This is a genomic window from Pyxidicoccus fallax, assembly GCF_012933655.1.
GTDB lineage: Bacteria > Myxococcota > Myxococcia > Myxococcales > Myxococcaceae > Myxococcus > Myxococcus fallax.
On sequence record NZ_JABBJJ010000205.1, the window covers coordinates 1 to 23,135 of the forward strand.

Below are 23,135 nucleotides of genomic sequence, written 5' to 3' on the forward strand. Positions count from 1 at the left end.
GTATCGGTCAACGTCTCGTGGGCTCAGAGATGTGTATAAGACACAGGAGCATCCTGCGGCCCCAGGCCCCGGCGGCCCCGCGCGTGGGCGAGCCGGTGGAGCTCGAGGCCACCGTGGAGGACGCGGAGGACGGCGCGGCGCTGGCCGAGCGCGTCCTCTGGGTGTCCTCGCTGGAGGGGCAGCTCGCCCGGGGCGCGCGCACGAGCGCCACCTTCCACGCGGCCGGCGAGCAGACGCTGACGGCCACGGTGATGGACTCGGGTGGGCAGGTCACCAGCACGTCGCTGCGGCTGAACGTGCTGGCCCGCGGCGCGCCCGTCACCACCGTCCTCCGGCCCTCGCCGGGCAGCACCTTCAACCTGGGCGAGCTGTTGGACTTGGAGTGCCGGGCCGTCACCGTGGACGGCGTGCGCCTGACGGGCGGCGCGGTGCACTGGACGTCCGCGCTGACGGGGCCCCTGCCCCCTGGCGAGGTGGCGCGGGCCGCGCTCCGGGTGGCGGGAGCGGACACGCTGACCTGTACCGCCACGGACCCCGAGACTGGCGACAGCGCCAGCGCCAGCGTGGCCGTCACCGTGCGCGGCACCCTGGCGCCCGCGGTGCTCATCACCCGCCCCGAGCAGGAAGTGGTGTACGTGAAGTCGGGCGAGCCCGCGCCCTTCGCCTCCACCCTGCTCCTCCGCGCCACGGCGAGGGACTTCAACACCGACGGCGGCGCGGGCAACCTGGACGGCGCCATCCAGTGGACGCTGGAGCCCGGGGGCGTGGCGCTCGGCACGGGCCCGTCCGTGACGTACACCTTCACGACGCCCGGCGAGTACACGGTGACGGCGCGGGCCGTGGACGGCCTGGGCCACGCCGCCACGGACAGCGTGCGCGTGCGGCTCGTCACCAACCTGCCGCCGTGGTGTGAAATCGAGGCGCCGCTCGACGGCGCGCGCCTGCTGAAGGGCACGGCCAGCGTGATGCGGGGCCGGTGCGTGGACCCGGAGACGGGGCGGACGCTGGCGCCGACGTGGACGACCAGTGCCTCTCCCACGCCGCTGGGGACCGGTGAGACGGTGGAGGGCCTGCTCACGGTGGCCGGCGCGCAGGTGCTGTCGGCGTGCGCGGTGGACCCGGAGGACGAGACGCTGCGCGGCTGCGCGACGCGGCAGGTGCGCGCCATCGTCAACTCGGCGCCCACGGGGTGCGCCATCCTGGCGCCCCGGGCGGCGGCCGTGGTGAACGCGGGGCGGCCGCTGGCGCTGGAGGGCTCGGCCGTGGACGCTGAGGACCCGCGGGGAGACCTGCGCTTCACATGGACGTCCTCGCGCGATGGGGCGATGGCGAGCGGCGCGAGCGCCACCTGCACGCGGCTGACCACCGAGGGCGCGCACGTGGTGACGCTCACCGTGACGGACCCCTGGGGACAGGCCTGCACGGCCACCGTGTCGGTGACGGTGAATGGCGCTCCGGAGGTGCGGGTGGAGGGCGTGCGGCAGGAAGGGACGAACTGCCTGGAGACGCCGTGCCGCGAGGGCCGCGCGGTGTCCATCACCGGCTTCGCGAGGGACCTGGGGACACCGGGGAACCCGATGGAGCTGGACTGGATGGACAGCCTGACCGGGCCGCTGGAGCCGGACATGGGCGGCGGCCCCGTGGTGACGCTGGTCGCGCCCGAAGTGGGCCGGCACACGGTGGTGCTGCGCGCCGTCGACCGCGACGGGGCGGTGAGCCGGGCCGCGGCGTCCTTCACCGTGGTGCCCGCCGGACGCTCGCGGCTGGTGGAGACGGTGAGCGGCGACACGCCCGCGGTGGCGGTGGCGTGGGCCGGGGACTCGCTGCGCTATGTGGATGGGGAGTCGGCCTCGGTGTTCAGCGCCTCGCCGCCGTCGGGCACGCTGGCCGTGAGCGCGCCGGCCGTGGCGCTGTTCACCCTGCCTGGCTCGGAGGACGAGGTGCTCTTCGTGGGCACGGATGGCGGCGGCGTCCACCGCTGCGCGAATGGCGCCTGCACGGGCTTCTCCGGAGGGCCGCTGGCCATCTCGGAGGATGAGGTGACGTCGCTGGCCGCGCTGCGGTCGCCCGACCTGCTGCTGCTGGGCACGCGCCGGGGCCTCGTGCTCACCCGTGCGTCCAACCCCGCCCTCGGGGGCCGTTCGAACACCGTCGTCGGCAGGCGCGTGCTGGAGGGGCGCGAGGTGCGGCAGGTGGTCATCTCGCCCGTGTCGACGTCCACGCAGGTCAAGGCCTGGGCGGCGACGTCCGACGGGCTCGCCGAGCTGACGGTGCGGGTGGAAGGCGCGTTCGAGCCGGCGCTCGCCTCCGTCTCGGTGGTCCTCCACGTGCCGCCCGAGGTGCCGGATGAGGACGTGCAGTCCGTGGCCGTGGGCCCGGAGGGGCAGGTGTTCGCGGGGACGCGCAAGGGCTTCAGCGCGCTCGGTCAGCCGGGGCCCATGCTCCGCGACGCGCCCTGGAGGCTGCCCGACGAAGAGGTGCGGACGCTCCTCTTCGAGCGGCAGTCCACGGGCACCGGCACGCGCGACGTGCTGTGGGCCGGCACGAAAGGCGGGCTCGTCCGCTACGACGTGGCAGCCGACATCGTCACCCTCTTCTCGGAGCCGGAAGGACTGCCCGCCACCGCGGTGCACGCGCTGCTCGCGGCGCCCGATGGCGGCCGTTACATCGGCACCGGGCGCGGCGTGGCGAGGTACGCGGGGCCGTAGCCGGCGCGTCAGCCTCCGGAGGCGCTCGGTCTCAGCACGAGCCCGTCCCGGGCGCAGCGCTCCACCGCGCTCCGCAGGGCCTCAACGGACATGCCGGTCGCCGCGGCCACGTCCTCCATGGAGAGGCCCTCCACCGCCATCTTCAGCACCAGCAGTGCGGGCGGCGTGGCCTCCACGTAGAACGTCACCAACTGCTCCGGGTGTCGCCACACCAGCGCCACCTCCTCCCCGGCCTCGGGCTTCGCGAGCGCGCCCTTCGCCCGCACGTACGCGCAGAGCCGGAAGGGGTGCTCCAGCACCGCGAGCGTGGGGTTGGCCGTGAGCCGCGCCACGGGCTCCGGCGACGGCGCCTCCGAGGTGAAGACGGCGAAGTCGGTCCACTCGAAGCGCGCCAGCGCGGGCACGAAGGGCGCCAGTCCGTTCGACGCCGCCGCGTCCGCGAGGAAGGCCGGGAAGCCCTCGGCCAGGTGGTTGAGCTCGTGGTGCCGGGCCGGGCGCGTCAGCGTGTAGCCCTCCACGAGCGCGCCCCAGGCGTCCGGCCCCACCGCGCCGCGCACCAGCGGGAAGACCTTCTCCAGCGCGCCGCGCACGTGCCCGCGGATGAAGTCGCCGTAGAGGGCCACGCGCTCACGGGGCGCGTCCCAGCCCGGGTGCTCCGAGTAGAGCCGCTCCAGGGACTCGGGCCCCGGGCGGGCGAGGTACGCGCCCATGCTGTCGAAGAAGTGCTTCAGCGCTGGCTTCATCGCCCCGCCACCTCCCGCAGCGCCGCGCGCGCCACGTCCGCCTCGTCCAGCACCGCGTCCAGCGAGGGAATGTCCTGGTCCCACTCGATGAGCGTCGCCACCGGTCCGGTGCGTCGCAACACGTGGCGATACAGAGACCAGACGTCACCGCAGACGCGGTCGCCGTGCGTGTCGATGATGACGTCCGGGTAGCGGGTGTGGCCCGCCAGGTGGACCTGCACCACGCGCTCCAGCGGCAGTGCATCCACGAAGGCGCGCGCGTCATAGCCGTGGTTGAGCGCGTTGACGTAGACGTTGTTCACGTCCAGCAACAGCCCGCAGTCGGCCTCCTCCACCACGTGCCGGAGGAAGTCCGCCTCGGACAGCGTGCCACCGGGCATGCGCGCGTAGTAGCTCGGGTTCTCCAGCAGGAAGGGCCGGCCCACGCGGGCCATCACCTCGCGCACGCGCGGCACCACGTGCTCCACGGCGGCCTCGGTGAAGGGCAAGGGCAGCAGGTCGTGCAGGTACACCCCGTCCAGCCGCGAGTAGCACAGGTGGTCCGAGAAGAACGGCGCGTCCACGCGCTCCACCAGCGCCGCCAGCCGGGTGACGTAGTCCGCGTCCAGCGCGTCCGGTCCGCCGATGTCCAGCCCCACGCCGTGGGGCAGCACGGGCCAGCGCTCCGCGCAGGCGTCCAGGGTGCGCTGTGGACGGCCTCCCAGCGTGAGGAAGTTCTCGGGGATGATCTCCACCCAGTCGAGTGCCCGGCCGGTGCGGGGCAGCTCCTCGTAGAAGCTCCTCCGCAGCCCGATGCCCGCGCCCAGCGGCTTCAGCCCGTGTCGTCGCGCGTACGTCACCACCGGGACTCCTGCTTCAGCGGAGGGGAAACAGCACGGGCGGCGGAAGGAGCACGCTCCTCACGCCGCCCGCGAGAGACGACTACTTCTTGCCGCCGCCACACGAGCCGGAGCCGCAGCTCATCTCGGAGCCCTTCTCCGGGGTCGCGGCGGGAGCGGCGCCCTCCTGCGTCTGGGCGCCCTCGGCGGCCTGGCCCTCGGTGGTGGCCGCGCCGCTGCCCTCGGCGCCCTTCTCGGCGGCGGCCGGCTGGGCCTCCGCGGACTTCGTGGACGCACAGCCGGTGGCCAGCGCGGAGAGGGAGAGGGTGCCAACGAGGGCCGCGAGGGTCTTCACGTTCATGGTGTTGCTTCCTTTCTGGACTGCTTGGGGGGTGGAACTACGAGTTCACAGGGCTTCGCGGATGCGTTCCATACGAAACTTCTCGCCCGCGGGTTACAGCCGACCGTCCACAGCCTCACGCAAGGGGCTGTCCGGCGCCGGCACCAGCTTGACTCCCGCCGAGTCGGCCTTCACGCCCAGCGCTTCTAGCAAGGCCTCCATCTCCGCGAAAGCCGGCCGTGGGAGGTGCCGCGCCAGCAGCGCGTCGAACAGCGGCCGCCCGGCGACGGAGTCCACCGCCGCGCTGAACGCGCCGAACGTCGACGTGGAACCGCGCTCCGCCAGCAGCTCCAGCACGTCCTCCAACCGGCGCTCGTTTCCAGTGACACGGCGCAATTCCACATCGAGATGCAACGCGAACAGCGCGCCCGTCCAGTACACGGGGAGCGCGAAGTCGCTGCCGGCCACGGCCTCCTCCATGGTGCGCTCGCCGGCCCGCGCGCGCCCGCGCTCGAAGCCGTCCACCAGCTCCGCCCACGCGCGCTCCGCGCTCTGCCTGCCCGAGCGCGCTCGCGCCACCTCCGTGTAGTAGGTGGCCAGCCCCTCCGACAGCCAGGGCACGCGCGGGATGAGGACGGGGTGGGCCAGGTGCAGCAGCTCGTGCACGGCCACCCAGTCCCGCTCGAAGGCGGAAGCCTCCGCGTCCTGGCCCACGAGGATGGAGATGCTGGGCGGCGAGCTCCACAGCACCATGCCGAAGAGGCTGGAACCCCTGCGTCCCGGCACGGGGATGACGCGCACGGAGACGCGCGGGTACGGGAAGGCGCGGCGCACGGTGCGCACCTCCTCGCCGGCCTGCCGCAGCCACGCGCACACGGCCGCGTCCTCCAGCCGCGTGAAGCGGCCGAGGATGGCCACGTCCAGCACCGCGTCCGGCAGCCGCGCGAGACACCGGCGCCCGCCGAAGCCGTGGAAGCCCGAGTCCACGAGGTCCTCGCCGCGCAGCCGGTACAGGCCGCCCTCCCCCGGCGTCCACGGCAGCAGCGCGTCCGCGCCCTCGACGTACAGCTCCACGCGCAGCTCCGGTGACACCACGCGCGGGCGGATGAGGTACTCGCGCCCGGCGACGTGGCGCGCATCGCCCTCGCCCATGCCGGCGAAGAAGTCCGGCCCCTCCTCGCGAATGCGCCTGTCCAGCGCGTAGCGGTAGCGCAGGAAGCGCGTGCCGGAGGGCAGGCTCACCGCGCCGTCATGCACCCGCAGCGAGCGCACCTCGCCGTCGTCACTCCACACCTCGACGGTGTCCACGCCTCCCGGCTGGCTGAAGAGGAACGCGCGCGGGGCGCCCCGTACCAGCACCACCTCCACGTCCAGCGCGTGCTCGGGCTCGCGCACGTAGGTGATGTTGTAGCGCAGCGCCGCCGGGTCCCCCACGGCACGCACGCGACCGGCGGACTGGCAGGACAGCCACGCCAGCGCGAGCAGGACGAGCGGCGCGGCACGCCCCGGGGCGCGGCGCCTCGTCACCTCCGCCGACAGGCCGTTCAGGGCATCCACGCGGCGATTGTAGCCCGCGGACCGCGGAGGAAGACTCAGTCCACCTTCTTCCGCCTCGGGGGCGCCGCCTCCGCGCCCTGCCCGTCCGCGAGGAGGAACTCCCGCGCCGCCTCCAGGATGTCATCCGACAGCGGCAGCCCCTTCGTCGCGCGGGCCAGCGTCATGGTGCCGATGATGAACGTCACCGTCGCGAGCGCCCGCTTGCGCGCGGTCACGCCGTCCTCGCCCGGCACGCGCGCGGCCATCTCCGCCGCCAGCGCCTCCACGCCCTCGGCGAAGGCCTCGCGCGCCTCCGGCGTGCCGCGCGCCAGGTCCGACAGGATGGCCGGCAGCACGCAGCCCGTCTCCATGTTGTCGCGGATGTGCCGGTTGAGGTACCGGCGCACGAAGTGGCTCAGCCACTCCGCGCCCCGCAGTTCCTCCAGCCCGCCGAGCCATCGCTCCCCGTTGCGCCGGAAGAAGTCGCGGACGGACTCCGCGAGCAGCGCGTCCTTGGACGCGAAGTGGGCATAGAAGCCGCCCACCGTCAGCCCCGCGGCGCGCATGACGCGCTCCACGCTGGCGCCCTCGAAGCCCTGCTTGCGGAAGAGGTTCTCCGCCGCCGCCAGGATGCGCTCGCGCGTGGCCTGCTTGTGCTCCGGTCCGTACCGCATCTCGCCGTCTCCTACTCGCGGCCTCCCGCCGCCGGGGGCCGGAACAGCATGCATGTGGTGGTGCCGTGGGCATACAGCTTCCCCGAGGCATCCGTCAGCTTCGCCTGCGCCGTGGCCACCCGCCCGCCCACGTGAATCACCTCGCCCGTGCACGTCAGCCGGCCCGTGTCGTGGGCGATGGCGCGCACCATGTTCACGTGCAGCTCCAGCGTGGTGTACCCCGCCCCCACCGGCAGCGTGGAGTGCACCGCGCACCCCAGCGCCGAGTCCAGCACCGTGGCCGCCAGTCCCCCGTGCACCGTGCCAATGGGGTTGTAGTGGTACTCCGCCGGCTCCACCACGAACACCGCCCGCCCTTCGCTCACCTCCACCGGCTTGAAGCCCATCAGCTCCGCGATGGGCGCCCCGGGCACCTCGCCCCGGACGATGGCGCGCAGGTACTCCAGCCCCGACAGCGACTTCGCCGCGGCCACGCCCTCCCGAGGGTCCCTCCACGTCACCATCCGCGTCCGCTGCCCCGCGCTCCCCTCGCTCATCGGTGCTCTCTCCCGCTTTGAATGATGGACGTCATCCCATGGCCTCCCGTGTCACACCCTGGCCCGGCCATATTGCTTGCCCTGATGACATGATGGACATAATACAAAGCCACGGCGAGCGCACGCTGGAAGGAAGGGCCCCCGGGCGGCCGGGCCCGGGCACGGCCCCGCGGTGCGTCTCGGTGACTGGGAGAGAGCCAATGCGGAAGCGGCGTGTCGTGGTGACGGGAATGGGGCTCATCAGCCCCTGTGGCACGGGGGTGGAGAAGAGCTGGGACGCGCTGGTGAACGGGCGCAGCGGCGTGGGGCCCATCACCCTCTTCGACGCGAGCCGGCTGGACTGCCGCATCGCCGGCGAGGTGAAGGACTTCCGGCCCGAGGACTTCATCGACAGGCGCGAGGTGCGGCGGATGGACCGCTTCGCGCAGTTCGCGGTGGTGGCGGCGGACATGGCGCTGGCGGACTCGGGGCTGAAAATCACCCCGGAGAACGCCGAGCGCGTGGCGGCCATCATCGGCTCCGGCATCGGCGGCCTCTCCAGCCTGGAAGAGACGTACCGCAAGGCGCTGGAGAAGGGACCGGACCGCATCAGCCCCTTCTTCATCCTGCAGATGATCATCAACCTGGCGCCGGGCTACGTCACCATGCGCCACGGCATCAAGGGCCCGTCCTGGTCCACCAACTCCGCCTGCTCCACCAGCGCCCACGCCATTGGCGAGGCGATGCGCGGCATCCAGCGCGGTGACTTCGACGCGGCGGTGGCCGGCGGCACGGAGGCCCCCATCACCCTGCTCGGCGTCGGGGGCTTCGCCGCGATGAAGGCCCTGTCCACGCGCAACGACGCGCCCCAGGCCGCCAGCCGCCCCTTCGACGCGGACCGCGACGGCTTCGTGCTCGCCGAGGGCGCCGGCATGCTCGTGCTCGAGGAGTACGAGCACGCCCGGGCCCGTGGCGCGCGCATCCTCGCGGAGCTGACCGGCTACGGCGCCAGCTCCGACGCGTACCACGTCACCTCCCCCGCCCCCGAGCACGAGGGCGCCCAGCGCAGCATGCGCGGCGCGCTCGCCGACGCGGGGCTGAAGCCCGCCGACATCGGCTACATCAACGCCCACGGCACCTCGACGGACATCGGCGACGTGCTGGAGATGGAGGGCATCGCCCGCGTCTTCGGCGACGCCGCGCGCGCCGTGGCCGTCTCCTCCACCAAGTCCATGACGGGCCACATGAACGGCGCGGCCGGCGCCGCCGAGGCCGTCATCTGCGTGCTCGCCCTCACCCGCGGTGTGCTCCCGCCCACCATCAACCTCCACCGCCAGGACCCGCGCATCCCCCTGGACTGCGTGCCCCACACCGCCCGCGAGCAGCGCGTCGACGCCGTCATGAGCAACTCGTTCGGCTTCGGCGGCACCAACGTGTCCCTGGTGTTCCAGCGGGTGATCGCCTGAGCCCCTCTCCGTCACGACACGGCATTTTCTTTGTAAACCGTGAAATCCCGTTTACTGCCGTGCTACAGGCCTCATGCCGCAGTGCGGCGGTAAACGGTTGACAAGGTGCGGCGGAAGCCGTGCGAAACCCACACGGCGCTCCGCATCAATCACTGGGATTACATGGGCTTACGGGCATTTCTACAGGTCCATGGGGCGGGTGGACAGCAGTACCGTCGCCGGCCGGACAGGGGTACATCCCCCCTAAAACGTTGATTGCAAATCGGTAAATCGATTTGCAAAGTGGTCTCAAGCTCCAAGAGCGCGGGGCCTGACGCGCCGGTGGGGCCGACTCGGCCATGAACGACAACGCACTGAACGCCAACGTGGGCCTGAAGCTCCGGGGTCTGCGGCTTGCCCGGAACATCAAGCAAGCGGACGCGGCGAAGGACCTGGGTGTGTCCCCCGCGTACCTCAACCTCATCGAGAAGGGGAAGCGGGTGATGCCCTTCCCGCTGCTCTGGAAGGCGCTGAGGTACTTCGACCAGGACCCCGAGCAGTTCATGTCCACGCTGGGCGAGGGCCGGGTGGACGAGGCGTTGGCGAAGCTCCTGGACGAGCCGCTGCTCAAGAGCCTCGACATCGACCCCGAGTCGCTCCAGTCGCTGTCGGCGGAGCCGAAGCTGGCGGGCACGGTGGCCGCGCTCTTCAACCTCTACAAGAACACGCGCACGCAGTTGGAGAACGTGCTGGCGCAGCTCAACGTGGAGGAGCGCACGCGGGCCCAGGGCGGCGCGCAGAACGGCACGGTGCCGGGCGTGCGCTTCGACTATTCGCCCTTCGACGAGGTCAGCGACTTCCTGGAGCAGCACCGCAACTACTTCCCGGAGCTGGAGGAGCAGGCCGAGGCGCTGCGCAAGGACGTGCGCCTGGAGCGGCAGATCACCAGCGGCCAGCTCATCCGCCTGCTGGAGGAGCGCTTCGGCTACCGCGTCAACTTCGACGACCCGGCGCCCAGCGGCTCGTCCGTGGTGCGGCGGTTGGACCCGGAGGAGCAGACACTCACCCTCTCGCCCTTCCTCACCGAGCAGCCGCTGAAGTTCCAGATCGCCGCCTCCATCGGCCTGCTGGTCATGGACCGCGAGAAGATGGTGGAGCGCATCCTCGGGGTGGGGGCGGGCCGCATGCGGCACGCGGAGACGGCGCGGCTCATCAAGGTGAACCTGGCCAACTACTTCGCCGGCGCGCTGATGCTGCCCTACGGGGACTTCTTCAAGGAGGTGCAGCGCACGCGCTACGACGTGGAGCTGCTCTCCAGCATCTTCGGCTCCACGTACGAGACGGTGGCCCACCGCCTGTGCAACCTGTCGGACCCGAAGCGCCCGGGCCTGCCCTTCCACTTCCTGCGCGCGGACATCGCCGGCAACATCTCCAAGCGCTACAGCGGCACCGGCATCCGCTTCGCCACCGGCGGCGGCAGCTGCGCCAAGTGGGCCGTGCACCTGGCCTTCCTCAACCCGTCTCAAATCACCCGGCAGTACTCCATCATGCCGGATGGCACGACGTACTTCTGCTTCGCCAAGGTGCAGCTGCAGCCCATCGAAGGCTCCATCGTCAAGGGCACCGCCTACTCCATCGGCCTGGGCACCCACGCGGAGAACGCGAAGTACCTCGCCTACGGCCTGCCCACGACGGACCTGCGCAAGGACGCCATCCCCTCCGGCATCTCCTGCCGCTTCTGCGAGCGCACCGACTGCAACCAGCGCGCGGCCGCCAGCTACCGCTTCGCCTTCGCCTTCGACGAGTACACGAAGAAGGACTGCTTCTTCTCGCCGCTGCTCGTCCACGAGAAGGCGGACAAGCCGGAGAAGGAGCGCCACGGCCATGGCCCGGCCCACGCGCATAACGGGAGCCCCGCGGCCCTGCCGATGAGTCACCTGTCGCCCGTCAACGGGGCTCACGACAGCGAGAAGGACGATTCGTTGGACAAGTCGCCCCGCCGCCGCAAGGGTGGCGACGCCTGAGAGACACATGCACCCGTCCGACGAATCCCAACGCGCCCACATCCTCGAAGCCCTCCAGAAGCAGAAGAACGCGCTGGCCTCGCTGCGCATCACCGGCTCGCCCACCGAGGTGGGCCAGGGGCTGGTGAGCCTCGCCGAGCTGCACGGCCTCCTGGAGGACCACGCGGCCAGCCGCGAGTGCTACGAGGAGGCGCTCGGCCTCTTCCAGCAGGCGAAGTACAAGCCCGGCCAGGCACAGGCGCTGATGGGCCTGGGCGTGGTGAAGGCGCACTTCGAGGACCACCGCGGCGCGATTGAGCGCATCGCGCTGGCGGCCTCCCTCTTCAACGAGGTGAAGGACCGCGAGGGCGAGGCCCTGGCCCGCGCCTGCATCGGCGAGTCCCTGCGCGCGCTGGGCCAGCCCGAAGGCGCCGAGGAGAAGTACCAGGAGGCGCTCATCCTCCTGCGCCAGACGCGCAACACCGAGCGCGTGGCGCGGCTGCTGCTCGACATCGGCGACATCCGCATGGAGAAGGGCGAGTACGAGCCGGCCCGCAAGCGCTTCCTGGAGGCGGTGCCGCTCCTGGAGCACGGGGACGACCCGGAGGCGCTCGCGCAGGGCCACCTGCTGCTGGGCGAGGCGGAGGGCCTCCTGGGCAACCACGACGGCGCCCGCCCCCACCTGCTGCGCGCGGTGGAACTGTACGGCGAAATGCACGACCACGTGTACGAGGCACGCGCGCGCTGGGACCTCGCCCTGGCCTGCTACTACCTGCAGGACTACCCGGCGGCGCGGGCCCAGTTCGAGACGGTGCTGCCGCTGTACGAGGAGCAGGGCCGCGCGGACGAGGTCGCCAAGGTCCGCAACATCCTGGCCCACTTCACGGCGAAGGGCGTCTAGCGGCCGGCTCCGGAGTGCGGGGAACTCCGGGGCGGCGCTGTCACTTCACTTCCGTGGCTGGCGTCCCCTTCAGGTGGGGAGGCCGGCGCTCACGGCGATGCCCAGCAGGCCCAGCACTCCGGCGGCGATGACGGTGTAGCGCCACTCGCCCTTGAGGCCCAGCAGCGTTCCGGCCACCGCCAGGCGCGCCACCGGCGTCACCAGCAGCAGCGACGCGGCGCCCTTGCGCAAGAGGTCGATGGCGACGTGCACGTTCTCCGATTGCGGCAGCGCCTCGAGGCCCAGCGACACCACGAACATGCCGCCGCTGACCACCGCGCCCGCGCGCAACACCCGGGCAATCCACCGGTCTCCGGCCACCGCCCTGTCGCGGCGCCGCGCCCGTCCCACCGGCGCCACCTCCACGCCGGGCTGGGTGATGGGCTCCGCCTCCATCTCCGGCGCCAGCGGTTGCTCCACCGCGGGCACCACCACGTTATGCGTGACGCGCGCGTCCGCCATCATCGCGGACACCGCATGGGTTTCCGGCACGTCGGGTTCTGATTCGTCTACTTCAACATGTTCGGCCACAATCCCGCCCCTCCCTTCCACAACATCTGACTCGCCACCACCAGCAGCACGAGGGCGAAGAGCTTCTTGAGCACCGACGTGGGCACCTTCGGCATCAGCATGCTGCCCACGTACGCGCCGCCCAGCACGCCCACCACCAGCGGTGACACCAGCGCCAGCTTCAGGTGGCCTCGCAGGGCATAGGCCGCGACGCTCGCCGCGCCCGTCACACCAATCATCAGGTTGCTGGTGGCGCTGGCCACCTTGAAGGGCACCCGCATGCCGTAGCTCATCAGCGGCACCTTCAGCGGCCCGCCCCCCACGCCCAGGAGCGCGGACAGGCCGCCCGCCACGAAGGAGCCGGAGATGCCCAGCGGGTAGTTCGTCGGCGCGTAGTCATCCAGCGTCGCCGGCTCCTGCCGCGGCGCGCGCACCAGCAGCATCTGCAGGGCGACATAGAGGGTGAACAGGCCGAACACCACCGCCACCATCGCCGGGGCCACCATCGCCGCCACCAGCCCGCCGGCGATGGCGCCCAGCACCGTGGACAATTCCAGCGTCAGCCCCAGCCGGATGTCACTCAGCCGGTTGTGGACATAGCCCGCCGCCGCCGCGCACGAGTTCGCCACCACGCACATCAGACTCGCTGGCACCGCCTCTTCCAGCGGGATGTCGAAGAGCAGCACGAGCGCGGGGACGAGGACGATGCCTCCCCCGATGCCAAGCATCGCCCCGAGAGAGCCCGCGAGGCCGCCCGCGATCATGAGGAGTAGGACCGTCATTCCTCCACGAGGATAGGAGCGGTCCCTCGCTTCGGACAGCGGCATTCCCCCCTGTGGAAAAGGCTCGCCAGGATGCCTGCCCTGCGCGCGAGGAGATTGCCCGCACCGGGAACGGAAGCTCCGACGCTACGCGGCACACGCGCCCAGCGCGCCCTCGGGGAACGCCTCGAGGAAGCGCCCGCGCGTACGGGGTGTGAAGGTGCCCCTGGCCATGTAGCCGTGCAACCTGCGGAGAACCGTACGCGCCGACTCCAACGCCCCCTCCACCTCGTTGGCGAAGTCGAAGGCGTCGTTGCGGTACAGCTCCTGGAACGACAGGTGCGCGTACGCGGGCAGCGCGCGCGCCCGGCCCACGGGACTGGAGAGGAAGAGTCCGGAGATGTACAGACCGCGCACCCAGCCATCCACGTCCGCCTTGGACGGCGCCTCGCCCACGCGCTCCTGGGACGACAGGCGCACCAATTCGTAGATGCCGCGGCCGATGCCCCGCCACGGGAAGCCGGGGCTCTTCACCACCTGACACTTCTCGCGCAGCCGCGGCGTGGCCAGGAGGTCCATGCCGTGCAGCTCGCGCAGGTAGAAGAGCGTCTGCGCCCACTCGATGTCGCGGTGCGCGTCACGGGCCTTCTTGCCGCGGCGGCGGTGGCGGGCCACCAGCCTGTCCACCACTGGATACAAGCGCCGGTCCACGCACAGGTGCGTGAAGTAGCCGGCCAGCAGCGCCAGCCCGGGCTCGGTGCCCACCAGCGCGCCGGTGGCCACCAGCTCCGCCATCTTCAGCCCGAAGCCCACCGGGGCGCGCTCGTGGTACAGCCGCGCGAAGCGGGGGAGTTCGCGCTCCGGGAGGAACGCGGCCAGGCCACCGCGGACGCCCTCACACAGCGGCAGGTCCGGCAGCGCCGCCCCGAAGCGCGCATAGGGAAGGTCCTCCGACAGCGCGCGGACCCAGTCTGGCGGAAGGTCGCCGGGATTGGCGGCCATCCGTTCGATGGCGGTCAGATGCATCAGCAGCGTGGGCATTCCCCACACTGCTATCCAGGCCTCCGCGTCAATGCAATGCTCGAATGAAATCGCGCGCTTTGCGCACGACAGGGTGGGCGTTACAGTCCGCGCCCTCGGCATCCCCCTTCTCTTCGTTCAGGAGCTCCACGGCCCATGAATTTCAGCTTCGTCTCCGGCGACGCCACGCGGGCGAGCGGCGAACTGCTCGTCATCCCCCTCTTCGAGGGCGAGCTGGGAGACACCGCCCCGTCCTCGCTGGCCGCAGCCGACACCGCCCTGGAGGGACGTCTGCGCGGTGCCGCCACCCAGGAGGGCTTCAAGGCCAAGGGTGAGCAGTCCTTCCTCATGCACACGCACGGCCGCGCCACCGCGGAGCGCGTGCTGCTGCTCGGCCTGGGCAACCGCGCCCGCTTCACCCCGGAAGTCCTCCGCCTGGCCGCCGGCCGCGCGGTGAAGGCCGCGCTGCGGCTGAAGGCCGGCACGGTGGCCTTCGTGCTGCCCGCCACGGACGCGGCCGACGCCACGGTGCGCGCGGTGGTGGAAGGCCTGATGCTGGGCGCCTACCGCTTCGACAAGTACAAGTCCTCCGCCCGCGACGAGAAGAACCCGGCCCGCGTCGGCAAGGTGGCGCTGGTGCTGCCCGAGGGCCTGGAGAAGTCGCGCGAGCTGGACGACGCGCTGAACCTGGGGCGGCGCGTGGCGGAGGCCACCAACTGGGCGAGGGACCTCGTCAACGAGCCGCCCAACGCCGTCACCCCCACGGTGCTGGCCGAGGCCGCGCGCGCGGCCGCGAAGGAAGGCGGCCTGCAGGTCACCATCGGCGGGCTGCGTGAAATCCAGCGGCTCGACATGGGCATGTTCCTGGGCGTCACCGCCGGCAGCGCGGAGGAGCCCCGGCTCATCCACCTCGTCTACACGCCGAAGAACGCGCGCGACGCGAAGCGCCCGCCGCTCGCCCTGGTGGGCAAGGCGATCACCTTCGACTCGGGCGGCCTGTCGCTCAAGCCCACCGAGGGCATGGTGGAGATGAAGACGGACATGGCGGGCTCGGCCGCGGTGCTGGGCGCCATGAAGGTCATCGCCGCGCTGAAGCCGCCCTTCCCCGTGCACGCCTTCATCGGCGCGTGCGAGAACATGCCGTCCGGCACCGCGTACAAGCCGGGCGACATCCTCACCTCGCGCCTGGGCAAGACGGTGGAAATCACCAACACGGACGCGGAAGGCCGCCTCGTGCTGGGGGACATGCTCACCTGGGCCTGCGAGCACAAGCCGTCCGCCATCATCGACCTGGCCACCCTCACCGGCGCCTGCATGATTGCGCTGGGCAACTACATCGTCGGCGCCTTCGGCGAGCACGAGGGCACGGTGAACGAGGTGCTCCAGGCCGCGCGCACCGCGGGCGAGGAGATGTGGCGCATGCCCGTGAGCGAGCTGCAGAAGGACGCGCTGCGCTCCGAGGTGGCGGACATGAAGAACTCCGGCGAGCGCTGGGGCGGCGCCATCAACGCCTCGCTCTTCCTCAAGGAGTTCGTCGGCGAAACGCCGTGGGTGCACCTGGACATCGCCGGCCCCTCCAACAGCCCCAAGGAGCGCGGCTACCTGAGCAAGGGCGGCACCGGCGTGGGCGTGCGCACCCTCGTCGAGTGGGTGCGGCTGCGCGCCGCCAACCCCGACGCCTACGAGGCCGCGCCGGCCCCCACCCTGAAGGGCGCCGCCACGAAGGCCGCCGGCAAGAGCGCCCGCAAGTCCGCGCGCGGCTAGCCGGACGTCCCAGGCACCGGGACACCCCAGGGGGCTGGCTCGCGAAGAGCCGGCCCCCGTCCGTTTCTACTTGCGGCGCGCCTGCGGGTACGAGGCCGGAGCGATGTCCGGGCCCGGCAGCGGGCGGACGCCTTCGATGAGGGCGTCCACGCTCTGGGTGACGTCGGCCGTGGACTGGGCCGGCCAGGTGGCCAGCATCATCAGCACGCGGCCGGGGCGGCCCTCGCGCACGGCCACCCGGCCCAGCACCGCGTCGCCCACCTGGAAGTCGAAGCCCACCGCGTCCTCGGACAGCGGAATCGGCGCCGGGTCCGTGGTGGTGAAGCCCGGCTGCTGGCGCAGGCCTTCCGTCAGCCGCTCGGCGAACTGCGTCGGGGACGCCACCGCCGGAGCCACCTGCAGCACCACCTGCGCGCCGGACGTGTTGTGGCGGAGGATGACGGGAATGGAGAGCCCCTCCGGCGTGCGCTCATCCGTCTCGTCGAGCTGCCAGTCCGCCGTGGGCCGGACGATTTCGAAGCCCAGGTCCTCGTCCACGTAGCGGCGGGCGGTGGAGTGACTCTCCGCCCTGCCGGAGCCGCCCACGCCCACGCCCTCGGCCTGCTTCGGCTCGGCCTTCACCGCCGGGCGCGAGGCGCCACAGGCCGTGCACAGTGCCAGGAGTCCGCCCCACGCCAGCTTCCGCATCGCGCCCATCTCCGCCTCCCCCGCCGTCAAGGCCGTGGACGCGAACGTGGGCACGCGGGGCGGCCTAGGCCAGTCCCCCCTGCAGTGTGCGGTAGGTGTTGGACAACCGCTCCGCCACTTCGGGCGGCAGCACGTTGCGCGCTGAAAAGAGCGCGTAGGAGACGACAGCGTCCAGCGCCTCCAGGGTGAGGGCGCGTCCCACGGCCTCGTCCCCGCCGGACAGGTTGGCGCTCAGCCGCGCCACGTCCACCCGCCCGTCCGGGCCCAGCGTCACCCCGGCATAGGCCTCCTCCAGGCCCGGAGGGGGCGCGTCCAGGAAGCCGCGCAGCAGGTCCACGTCCTTGCCCGCGTCGCGCAGCGCCCGGTGCACCAGGGACAACAGGAGGTTGTAGCGCTCCTCGGCGGACAGCAGCTCCCAGGCCATGCCCTCCACCGCGGGCCCGGGCGCCGGAGGCGGCTCGGCGGCCTTCACCGCCACGGTGCCGCCGCGCACCGCCTCGTCCAGCCACGTGTAGAAGCCGTAGTGCCCGCCCTCGTACGCCGCGCGCAATTCCTTCAGCGTGGCGCCCTCGCCCGCGCGCGCGAAGAGCGGCTCAGCCTCGGGCGACAGGCCCTCCGGCCCCGGCCCCACGCGCATGTCCTCCGGGAAGCGGCGGCGCAGGCGCGACACCTCCTCCGTCCGCTTGATGCCGGTGAGGACCAGGTCTCGCGTGCGCTCCGGCAGCTTCACCACGTCCGCCATGGGCGCCGGGCCCTCGACGAAGAGGAAGCTGCCCTCCACCAATTCGAAGAGGCTGAGCACCACCTCTCGCACCACGTACGTCATGGCGCTGTAGAGGTTGGCCTCGGAGACGAGCCCCTCGGACGTCAGCACCTGGCCGATGCGCCGCGAGGGCGTCACCTTCGACAGGGCCTGCGTCAGCTGCGCCTGCGTCAGGAACCCCAGGCGCAACAGCACCGCGCCCAGCCGCTCCCAGCGCTCCGTGGACGTGGCGAAGACCACCTGCCCGTCCCGGAAGGACACCGTGCGGCGCACCGAGCCGTGCTGCACGGCCAACAGGCCGCTGCGGATGCCCGACAGGACGTGGGCGAAGACCTCCTCGATGGAGAGCGTGCCCAGGCTGCCGGCGAGGAAGCCGGAGAAGCCGGTCGGCTCGTGGAGGAGGACCATCCCCTCGGGCCCGTGGTACCAGGCCGCGAGGGGACGGGACGGGGAGAGGCCAGCGGCGAGCGGTCGCTCCAATTCGAGCGACGCCTGCTCACCGCCGACACGGGGCGTGGCTTTCGGTTTTGGCGCCACCGCCCGGCTCCTCCCCCAGGCCGCGACTACTTCTTCGCGGTCTTCAGCTCCTCGTCGATGATGCTCTTGAACTCCTCGAACGGCTGCGCCCCGGACAGCAGGATGCCGTTGATGAAGAAGGCCGGGGTGCCAGAGACGCCCGCCTTCTTGCCGTCCTCCAGGTCCTTCTGGACGATGGAGGCCTTCTCACCCGAGTCCAGGCACTTGTTGAACTTCGCCGTGTCCAGCTTGAGGTCCGTGGCGTGCTGCTTCAGGTCCGGCACGTCCAGCTTCTGCTGGTTGGCGAAGAGCGCGTCGTGCATCTCCCAGAACTTGCCCTGGTCGCCGGCGCACAGCGCGGCCTCGGAGGCCTTCGGCGCCTTCTTGTGGAAGTCCAGCGGGAAGTGGCGGAACACCACGCGCACCTTGTCGCCGTACTCCTGCATCACCTGCGCGATGGCCGGGTTGGCGCGGCTGCAGAACGGGCACTCGAAGTCGCTGAACTCGACGATGGTGACGGGAGCGTTCTCACCGCCGCCCTTCGCGGCGCCCGTGGCGGCCACCTGCTTGCGCTCGGCCGGCGGACGCGGCGGCTCGGGCAGGGTGATCTGCACGTTGGCGTTCTTCCGCAGCTCCGCGAACAGGGCCTGGGCGCGCTCCTGCTTCGGCTGCTGCGTGAGGAAGTCCACGATCTGCGGCTTCATCTGCTCGTACGTCGAGCCCGGCGGCAGCTGACCCTTGGCGCCCTCGAAGACCTCCTTGATGCGCTCCTCGGGAGGCGCGGGGACCTTGTCGTCGATCTCCGCCTTCAGGAACTGGTCCTGCGTCATGTTGCGCTTCTTGGCCTCGGCGTTGACGAGCGCTTCCGTCACCATGCCCTCGAGGCCGCGCTTGCGCAGCTGGTGCTTCTGCTTGTCCAGCTCGGACAGGCGGTCCTGGATCTTCTCGTTCAGCTCCTTGTAGGTGATCTTCTGGCCGTCACCGAAGGTGGCGACGACCGTGTCCGGAGCGGGCTCGCCCGCGTTGGCCTGCTGCGCGGTGGCGGCGGGCCCCTGGGCGGTGGCCGGCGCCTTCTCCTTGTTGCAGCCGGCGGTGAGCGATGCCGCCAGGAGCGCGGCGAGAGTGACGCGGATGGAACCGTTGAGCATAGCCCGCCCACTTAGTCGAGCTTGACCGGACCTGCAAGGAAACTACTGCAACCGCTCAGGCGACCAGGGGTTCCAGCTCCAGCGCGCCCGCCATTCCGGTGAAGCCCAGGTCCAGGCCCTCCAGCTCGCGGCGCCGGGCCGGGACGATTTCGTAGCAGCTCGGGTCCGAGAGGACCTTGCGCACCAGCTTGTGGTTGAGCGCATGGCCGGTCTTGTACGCCGTCATGTGGCCGATGACCGGACGGCCGAACAGCGACACGTCGCCGATGGCGTCGAGAATCTTGTGCCGCACGAACTCGTCCGGGAAGCGCAGGCCGTCCGGGTTGAGGATGGAGACCTCGTCCACGACGATGGCGTTCTCCAGCGAGCCGCCGCGCGCCAGGCCCAGCTTCTTGAGCTTCTCCACGTCGCGCAGGAAGCCGAAGGTGCGGGCGCGGGAGATTTCGCGCGAGAAGTCCCGGTCGCTGAAGTCCAGGTCGAAGGCCTGGCCCTGGATGACGGGGTGCTCGAAGTCGATGGTGCAGCTGATGCGGAAGTGCTTGGACGGGGTGAGCGAGGCCTGCTTGTCACCGTCCACCACGGACACCGGCTTGCGGATGACGAGCAGCTCCTTGGGCGCGTCCAGCTCGCGGATGCCGGCGTCCTGGATGAGCGCGGCGAACGGGGCGGCGCTGCCGTCCATGATGGGGACCTCCGGGCCGTCCAGCTCCACGCGGACGTTGTCGATGCCCAGGCCCGCCAGCGCGGACATGAAGTGCTCCACCGTGCCCACGCGCACGCCGTCGCGGCCCAGCGTGGTGGCCAGCGACGTGTCCACCACGTAGTCGGCCAGCGCGGGGATGCTCACCGGCCGCGGCAGGTCCGTGCGCACGAAGACGATGCCGTGCCCGGCGGGCGCGGGACGCAGGGTCAGCGTCACCTTCGCCCCGGAGTGCAGACCCACTCCCTGGAGGCTGGCGGTCTTCGAAACGGTGCGCTGGTTGTAGGAGGACTGTCGCATGGTCGGTGTTGCCTCGTGGCTGCTCGGTACCGCGGAACTGCCGGTCTTCCCATTCCCAGGACCCGCCGGATGGACCTGGAAACGTTCATCAATGATCGACGCGACGCGCTGATTCAGCAATCGGCGTGCCACAACCGCGTGACACGCACCCGAGGACCCAAGGGGGTCAAACTGAAGGCAACCCCATGAAATCGCTCGGCTTTTCAGTGCATCGTGGTGGGCGCCCGTTCCGGTCTGACGCCCGCCCCCCGTATGAAGCCCGGTGATTCCGCCCGATACCGCGACACCGATGTCCGGGATTTGTCAGAGCCCGGAATTCGAGTCCCCTGCCCCTCGACCCGCCGCACAGCGGCGTGTCATCCATCCAACATCGACGCGTCAATAGCGCAAGGAAGTGGCCGGACGCAAACGCGCCACGTCAACCACTCCGGGTGGGGGTGGTTGCGCACGGTGCGTGGGGGAGGTAGGGCGCGGATGTCCTGCCCTTAGCGGGCAGCCACGGCGAGGAAGCGGTCCCGGAGGGCCTCCGCCTCCTGCCGGTCGAAGCCGCGGCCCTGCAGCAGGGTGCGCCGGCTGACGGCGTGGAAGGTGGACTCCAGCGTCTGGACGAAGCGGCGCAGGTCCTCGGCGAGGCGGGCGCGGATGCCGGGGCCTTCCGGGGGCCAGGGCAGCTCCACCAGCAGCGAGGTGAAGCGGTCGAAGGCGTCGTAGTCCGCGTAGCGCAGCAGCTGGTAGCCGCCGTCGTGGAAGTAGCCGAGGAAGGCCTTGAGGGCGTCCAGCGCGCGCTCGGCGGCGGGCACGTCCTCGGCGCGCAGGTGCGTCTCCGCGGTGCGGCACAGCTGGGCGTAGACCCAGAGGTCCTTGCGCAGGCGCAGCGCCGCGTCCTGGGGGCTCAGCAGCTCGTCGAAGACGCCGTCCGTCAGGCCGCCGTTGGGGGACAGCGTCTCCACCAGAATCACGACCTGGGTGCGAAAGAGCGTGGTGAAGGCGGCGGCGGCGCGGCTGGGCGCCTCCGGCTCGCGGTCCAGGTTGACGAGCACCTCGCGGGCCACGCGCTCCGTCTCGCGGGCGATGTCGCGCGCGGCGCGCAGCGTGGCGGCCTGGAGCGCCTTGGAGTGCGACTTGGGCGACAGCTCCGAGTGCATCCACGACGCGAGCGAGTTGGCCTCGCTGCGCACCAGCGCCAGCAGCACGCGCACGCGGCGCGGGTACGGTGGCACTCCTTCCGCGTCCACGTAGGCCAGGTAGTGCAGGAGGCGGAACAGGCCGAGGAAGGCGGTGGCGAAGAGGGTGCGCTGCTCCTCGGGGAGCGAGGCCAGCACGTCCAGCAGGCGCACCGAGCGCAGCCGGTCGTACTCGACGCGGAACTCCAGCGGGCGGAAGGGGCGGAAGTAGCGGTTGAGGACGATTTCGCGCAGGGCCAGCTTGCCCACGTCCTGGAAGAGGCCGAGGTTGGCCACCGGCAGCTTCAGCAGGTGGTCCAGCAGGTTCTTCAGCGCGTCGAAGGCCTCGCGGAGCACGAAGAGGCTCTCCGGGGGCGTGTCCTGGTCCAGCGCCTCCTCGATGAGGGCGCGCCGGATGCGGTCGTCGGCCAGCTGGGTCTCCACGTACTTGCGGAAGACCATCTTCTGGTCGCTGTCCGGGTCCTGCAGGTGGCGGGCGACGCGGATGGCGCGGTCCATGGCGTCGCGCACGTCCGCCAGTTCCTCGTGGAAGTCGCGGGTGACGAGCGGCCGGCCTCCGGCGTCCACCACGGTGTTGAGGTTGAGGTAGCGCTCCACGGCGCGCAGGAGCATCTCGAACTCGAAGAGCAGCTCCTCGCGGCCCTCCACGGGCACGCCGCGCAGCCAGCGCTCGCGCTCGGCGAGGAAGCCCGCGCGCGACGCCTGCGACGCGCGCATCAGGTCCGCGTAGAAGTCACGCCCGGAGGCGGGGGAGGCGGGAGGAGTGGCGGAGTCCATGGCGTGAAGAGCTTAATCTCAGAAGAGCGTGCCCTGGGGCGCGGGCGGTGGGGGCTGCTTCTTGAAATACTGATAGGCCCGGTGCGTGGCGACGCGGCCCCGGGGCGTGCGCTGCAGGAAGCCCTCCTGCATGAGGAAGGGCTCGTACACGTCCTCGATGGTGTCGCGCTGCTCGCCCACGCTGGCGGCGATGGTCTCCACGCCCACCGGGCCGCCGCCGAACTTCTCGATGATGGTGAGGAGGATCTTGCGGTCCATCGCGTCCAGGCCGCTGGCGTCCACGCCCAGCCGGTCCAGGGACTTCTTCGCCAGCTCCAGGGTGATCTTCCCGTCGCCCTCGACCTCCGCGAAGTCGCGCAGCCGGCGCAAGAGCCGGTTGGTGATGCGGGGCGTGCCGCGCGAGCGCGTGGCCACCTCGCGCGCGGCGTCCTTGTCCAGGGGGATGCCGAGGATGCGCGAGGAGCGGTGGAGGATGAGCTCCAGCGCCTTGGGGTCGTAGTACTCCAGGCGCTCCTGGATCTGGAAGCGGTCGCGCAGCGGCGAGGTGAGCAGGCCCGTGCGCGTGGTGGCGCCGATGAGCGTGAAGGGCGGCAGATCAATCTTCATCGCCCGGGCGGCGGGTCCGGTGTCGATGGTGATGTCCAGCCGGAAGTCCTCCATGGCCGGGTAGAGGTACTCCTCCACGGCGGCGTTGAGGCGGTGGATTTCGTCGATGAAGAGGACGTCGCGGGCGTTGAGGTTGGTGAGCAGGCCGGCCAGGTCGCCCTTGCGCTCCAGGGCGGGGCCGCTCGTCACGAAGATGCCCACGCCCAGCTCGTTGGCGATGATGTGCGCCAGCGACGTCTTGCCGAGGCCGGGAGGGCCGGAGAAGAGGCAGTGGTCCAGCGCGTCGCCACGGCTGCGGGCGGCCTGGACGTAGACCTTGAGCTTCTCCACGACCGGTCCCTGCCCCACGTACTCGTCGAACGAGCGTGGCCGCAGGGAGGCCTCGAGCCGGACCTCCTCGGGCTGGATTTCTTCCGAGAGGGTCTCGGTCTTCCGTGATTCGGACTTCCTCGCCATGACCATCTGGAACCCTATACAGGAAGGCCGCGCGTGTCGCCGCACATCTGGCGGCGCTAGACTCGAAAGGCCAGCAGGCCGGGCAGCCAGGGAGCGCGCATCTCCATGAAGGGCCTCGTCTTCGACCTCTCCATCCCGAAGTACGTCGTCGCGAAGGGACTGGGCGGCCTCTACCCCAAGCTGCACTACGGCGCCGGCAGCTGCCTCTCCCTGCGTGAGCT

Annotated in this window: 20 protein-coding genes; 5 read left to right on the forward strand and 15 right to left on the reverse strand. The window is 71.2% G+C overall.

All coding sequences use genetic code 11. From position 1 onward, the window contains the following. Positions 1–2,708 (forward strand): PKD domain-containing protein (locus HG543_RS33610; RefSeq protein WP_169349017.1); only part of this gene is annotated, 2,708 nt, incomplete at its 5' end. Between the two features lie 8 nt (positions 2,709–2,716). On the opposite strand, the gene HG543_RS33615 is transcribed toward HG543_RS33610, so the two are convergent. From HG543_RS33615 to HG543_RS33640, 6 genes are all read right to left on the reverse strand, one after another. Further along, complete coding sequence (locus tag HG543_RS33615) at positions 2,717–3,451, reverse strand: HvfC/BufC N-terminal domain-containing protein (protein ID WP_169349018.1); 735 nt, start codon at positions 3,449–3,451, stop codon at positions 2,717–2,719. Further along, a complete protein-coding gene (gene bufB / locus HG543_RS33620; RefSeq protein ID WP_169349019.1) occupies positions 3,448–4,293 on the reverse strand; it encodes an MNIO family bufferin maturase in 846 nt (281 codons plus the stop codon). Before bufB ends, HG543_RS33615 begins: the two co-directional genes overlap by 4 nt. Positions 4,294–4,372: 79 nt before the next feature. Continuing rightward, a complete protein-coding gene (locus HG543_RS33625; RefSeq protein WP_169349020.1) occupies positions 4,373–4,630 on the reverse strand; it encodes a hypothetical protein in 258 nt (85 codons plus the stop codon). Between the two features lie 93 nt (positions 4,631–4,723). Further along, entirely contained in the window at positions 4,724–6,166 is a 1,443-nt protein-coding gene (locus HG543_RS33630; RefSeq protein ID WP_343073506.1) for a M61 metallopeptidase family protein, read from the reverse strand. 35 nt (positions 6,167–6,201) lie between these two features. Beyond that, positions 6,202–6,819 carry a TetR/AcrR family transcriptional regulator gene (locus tag HG543_RS33635; protein ID WP_169349021.1) on the reverse strand — a complete coding sequence of 206 codons (618 nt, stop codon included), beginning with the start codon at positions 6,817–6,819 and terminating at the stop codon, positions 6,202–6,204. A gap of 11 nt (positions 6,820–6,830) precedes the next feature. Further along, the gene (locus tag HG543_RS33640) at positions 6,831–7,355 is read right to left on the reverse strand and encodes a PaaI family thioesterase (protein ID WP_169349022.1); all 525 of its coding nucleotides are present in this window, start codon (positions 7,353–7,355) and stop codon (positions 6,831–6,833) included. A gap of 200 nt (positions 7,356–7,555) precedes the next feature. Here HG543_RS33640 and fabF point away from each other — a divergent pair, with 200 nt between their 5' ends. From fabF to HG543_RS33655, 3 genes are all read left to right on the forward strand, one after another. Beyond that, positions 7,556–8,800 carry a beta-ketoacyl-ACP synthase II gene (gene fabF, locus HG543_RS33645; RefSeq protein WP_169349023.1) on the forward strand — a complete coding sequence of 415 codons (1,245 nt, stop codon included), beginning with the start codon at positions 7,556–7,558 and terminating at the stop codon, positions 8,798–8,800. A gap of 338 nt (positions 8,801–9,138) precedes the next feature. Continuing rightward, entirely contained in the window at positions 9,139–10,803 is a 1,665-nt protein-coding gene (locus tag HG543_RS33650; RefSeq protein ID WP_169349024.1) for a helix-turn-helix domain-containing protein, read from the forward strand. Positions 10,804–10,810: 7 nt separating this feature from the next. Continuing rightward, complete coding sequence (locus HG543_RS33655; RefSeq protein ID WP_169349025.1) at positions 10,811–11,683, forward strand: tetratricopeptide repeat protein; 873 nt, start codon at positions 10,811–10,813, stop codon at positions 11,681–11,683. Positions 11,684–11,752: 69 nt separating this feature from the next. Here HG543_RS33655 and HG543_RS33660 read toward each other — a convergent pair whose 3' ends face one another. From HG543_RS33660 to HG543_RS33670, 3 genes are all read right to left on the reverse strand, one after another. Continuing rightward, entirely contained in the window at positions 11,753–12,214 is a 462-nt protein-coding gene (locus HG543_RS33660) for a hypothetical protein (protein WP_343073507.1), read from the reverse strand. A 17-nt stretch (positions 12,215–12,231) separates the two neighbouring features. Then, the gene (locus tag HG543_RS33665; RefSeq protein WP_169349026.1) at positions 12,232–13,014 is read right to left on the reverse strand and encodes a sulfite exporter TauE/SafE family protein; all 783 of its coding nucleotides are present in this window, start codon (positions 13,012–13,014) and stop codon (positions 12,232–12,234) included. Positions 13,015–13,140: 126 nt separating this feature from the next. Beyond that, the gene (locus HG543_RS33670) at positions 13,141–14,034 is read right to left on the reverse strand and encodes a hypothetical protein (protein ID WP_169349027.1); all 894 of its coding nucleotides are present in this window, start codon (positions 14,032–14,034) and stop codon (positions 13,141–13,143) included. Between the two features lie 135 nt (positions 14,035–14,169). Here HG543_RS33670 and HG543_RS33675 point away from each other — a divergent pair, with 135 nt between their 5' ends. Continuing rightward, a complete protein-coding gene (locus HG543_RS33675; RefSeq protein WP_169349028.1) occupies positions 14,170–15,777 on the forward strand; it encodes a leucyl aminopeptidase in 1,608 nt (535 codons plus the stop codon). Between the two features lie 66 nt (positions 15,778–15,843). On the opposite strand, the gene HG543_RS33680 is transcribed toward HG543_RS33675, so the two are convergent. From HG543_RS33680 to ruvB, 6 genes are all read right to left on the reverse strand, one after another. Beyond that, entirely contained in the window at positions 15,844–16,473 is a 630-nt protein-coding gene (locus tag HG543_RS33680) for a hypothetical protein (RefSeq protein WP_169349029.1), read from the reverse strand. Between the two features lie 55 nt (positions 16,474–16,528). Continuing rightward, positions 16,529–17,764 carry a DUF4388 domain-containing protein gene (locus HG543_RS33685; RefSeq protein ID WP_169349030.1) on the reverse strand — a complete coding sequence of 412 codons (1,236 nt, stop codon included), beginning with the start codon at positions 17,762–17,764 and terminating at the stop codon, positions 16,529–16,531. Positions 17,765–17,790: 26 nt separating this feature from the next. Further along, the gene (locus tag HG543_RS33690) at positions 17,791–18,891 is read right to left on the reverse strand and encodes a thioredoxin domain-containing protein (protein ID WP_169349031.1); all 1,101 of its coding nucleotides are present in this window, start codon (positions 18,889–18,891) and stop codon (positions 17,791–17,793) included. Positions 18,892–18,946: 55 nt separating this feature from the next. Further along, entirely contained in the window at positions 18,947–19,891 is a 945-nt protein-coding gene (gene lpxC, locus HG543_RS33695) for a UDP-3-O-acyl-N-acetylglucosamine deacetylase (protein ID WP_169349032.1), read from the reverse strand. 485 nt (positions 19,892–20,376) lie between these two features. Next, entirely contained in the window at positions 20,377–21,852 is a 1,476-nt protein-coding gene (locus tag HG543_RS33700; RefSeq protein WP_169349033.1) for a hypothetical protein, read from the reverse strand. 18 nt (positions 21,853–21,870) lie between these two features. Beyond that, positions 21,871–22,920 carry a Holliday junction branch migration DNA helicase RuvB gene (gene ruvB / locus HG543_RS33705; RefSeq protein ID WP_169349034.1) on the reverse strand — a complete coding sequence of 350 codons (1,050 nt, stop codon included), beginning with the start codon at positions 22,918–22,920 and terminating at the stop codon, positions 21,871–21,873. Positions 22,921–23,135: the final 215 nt, after the last annotated feature.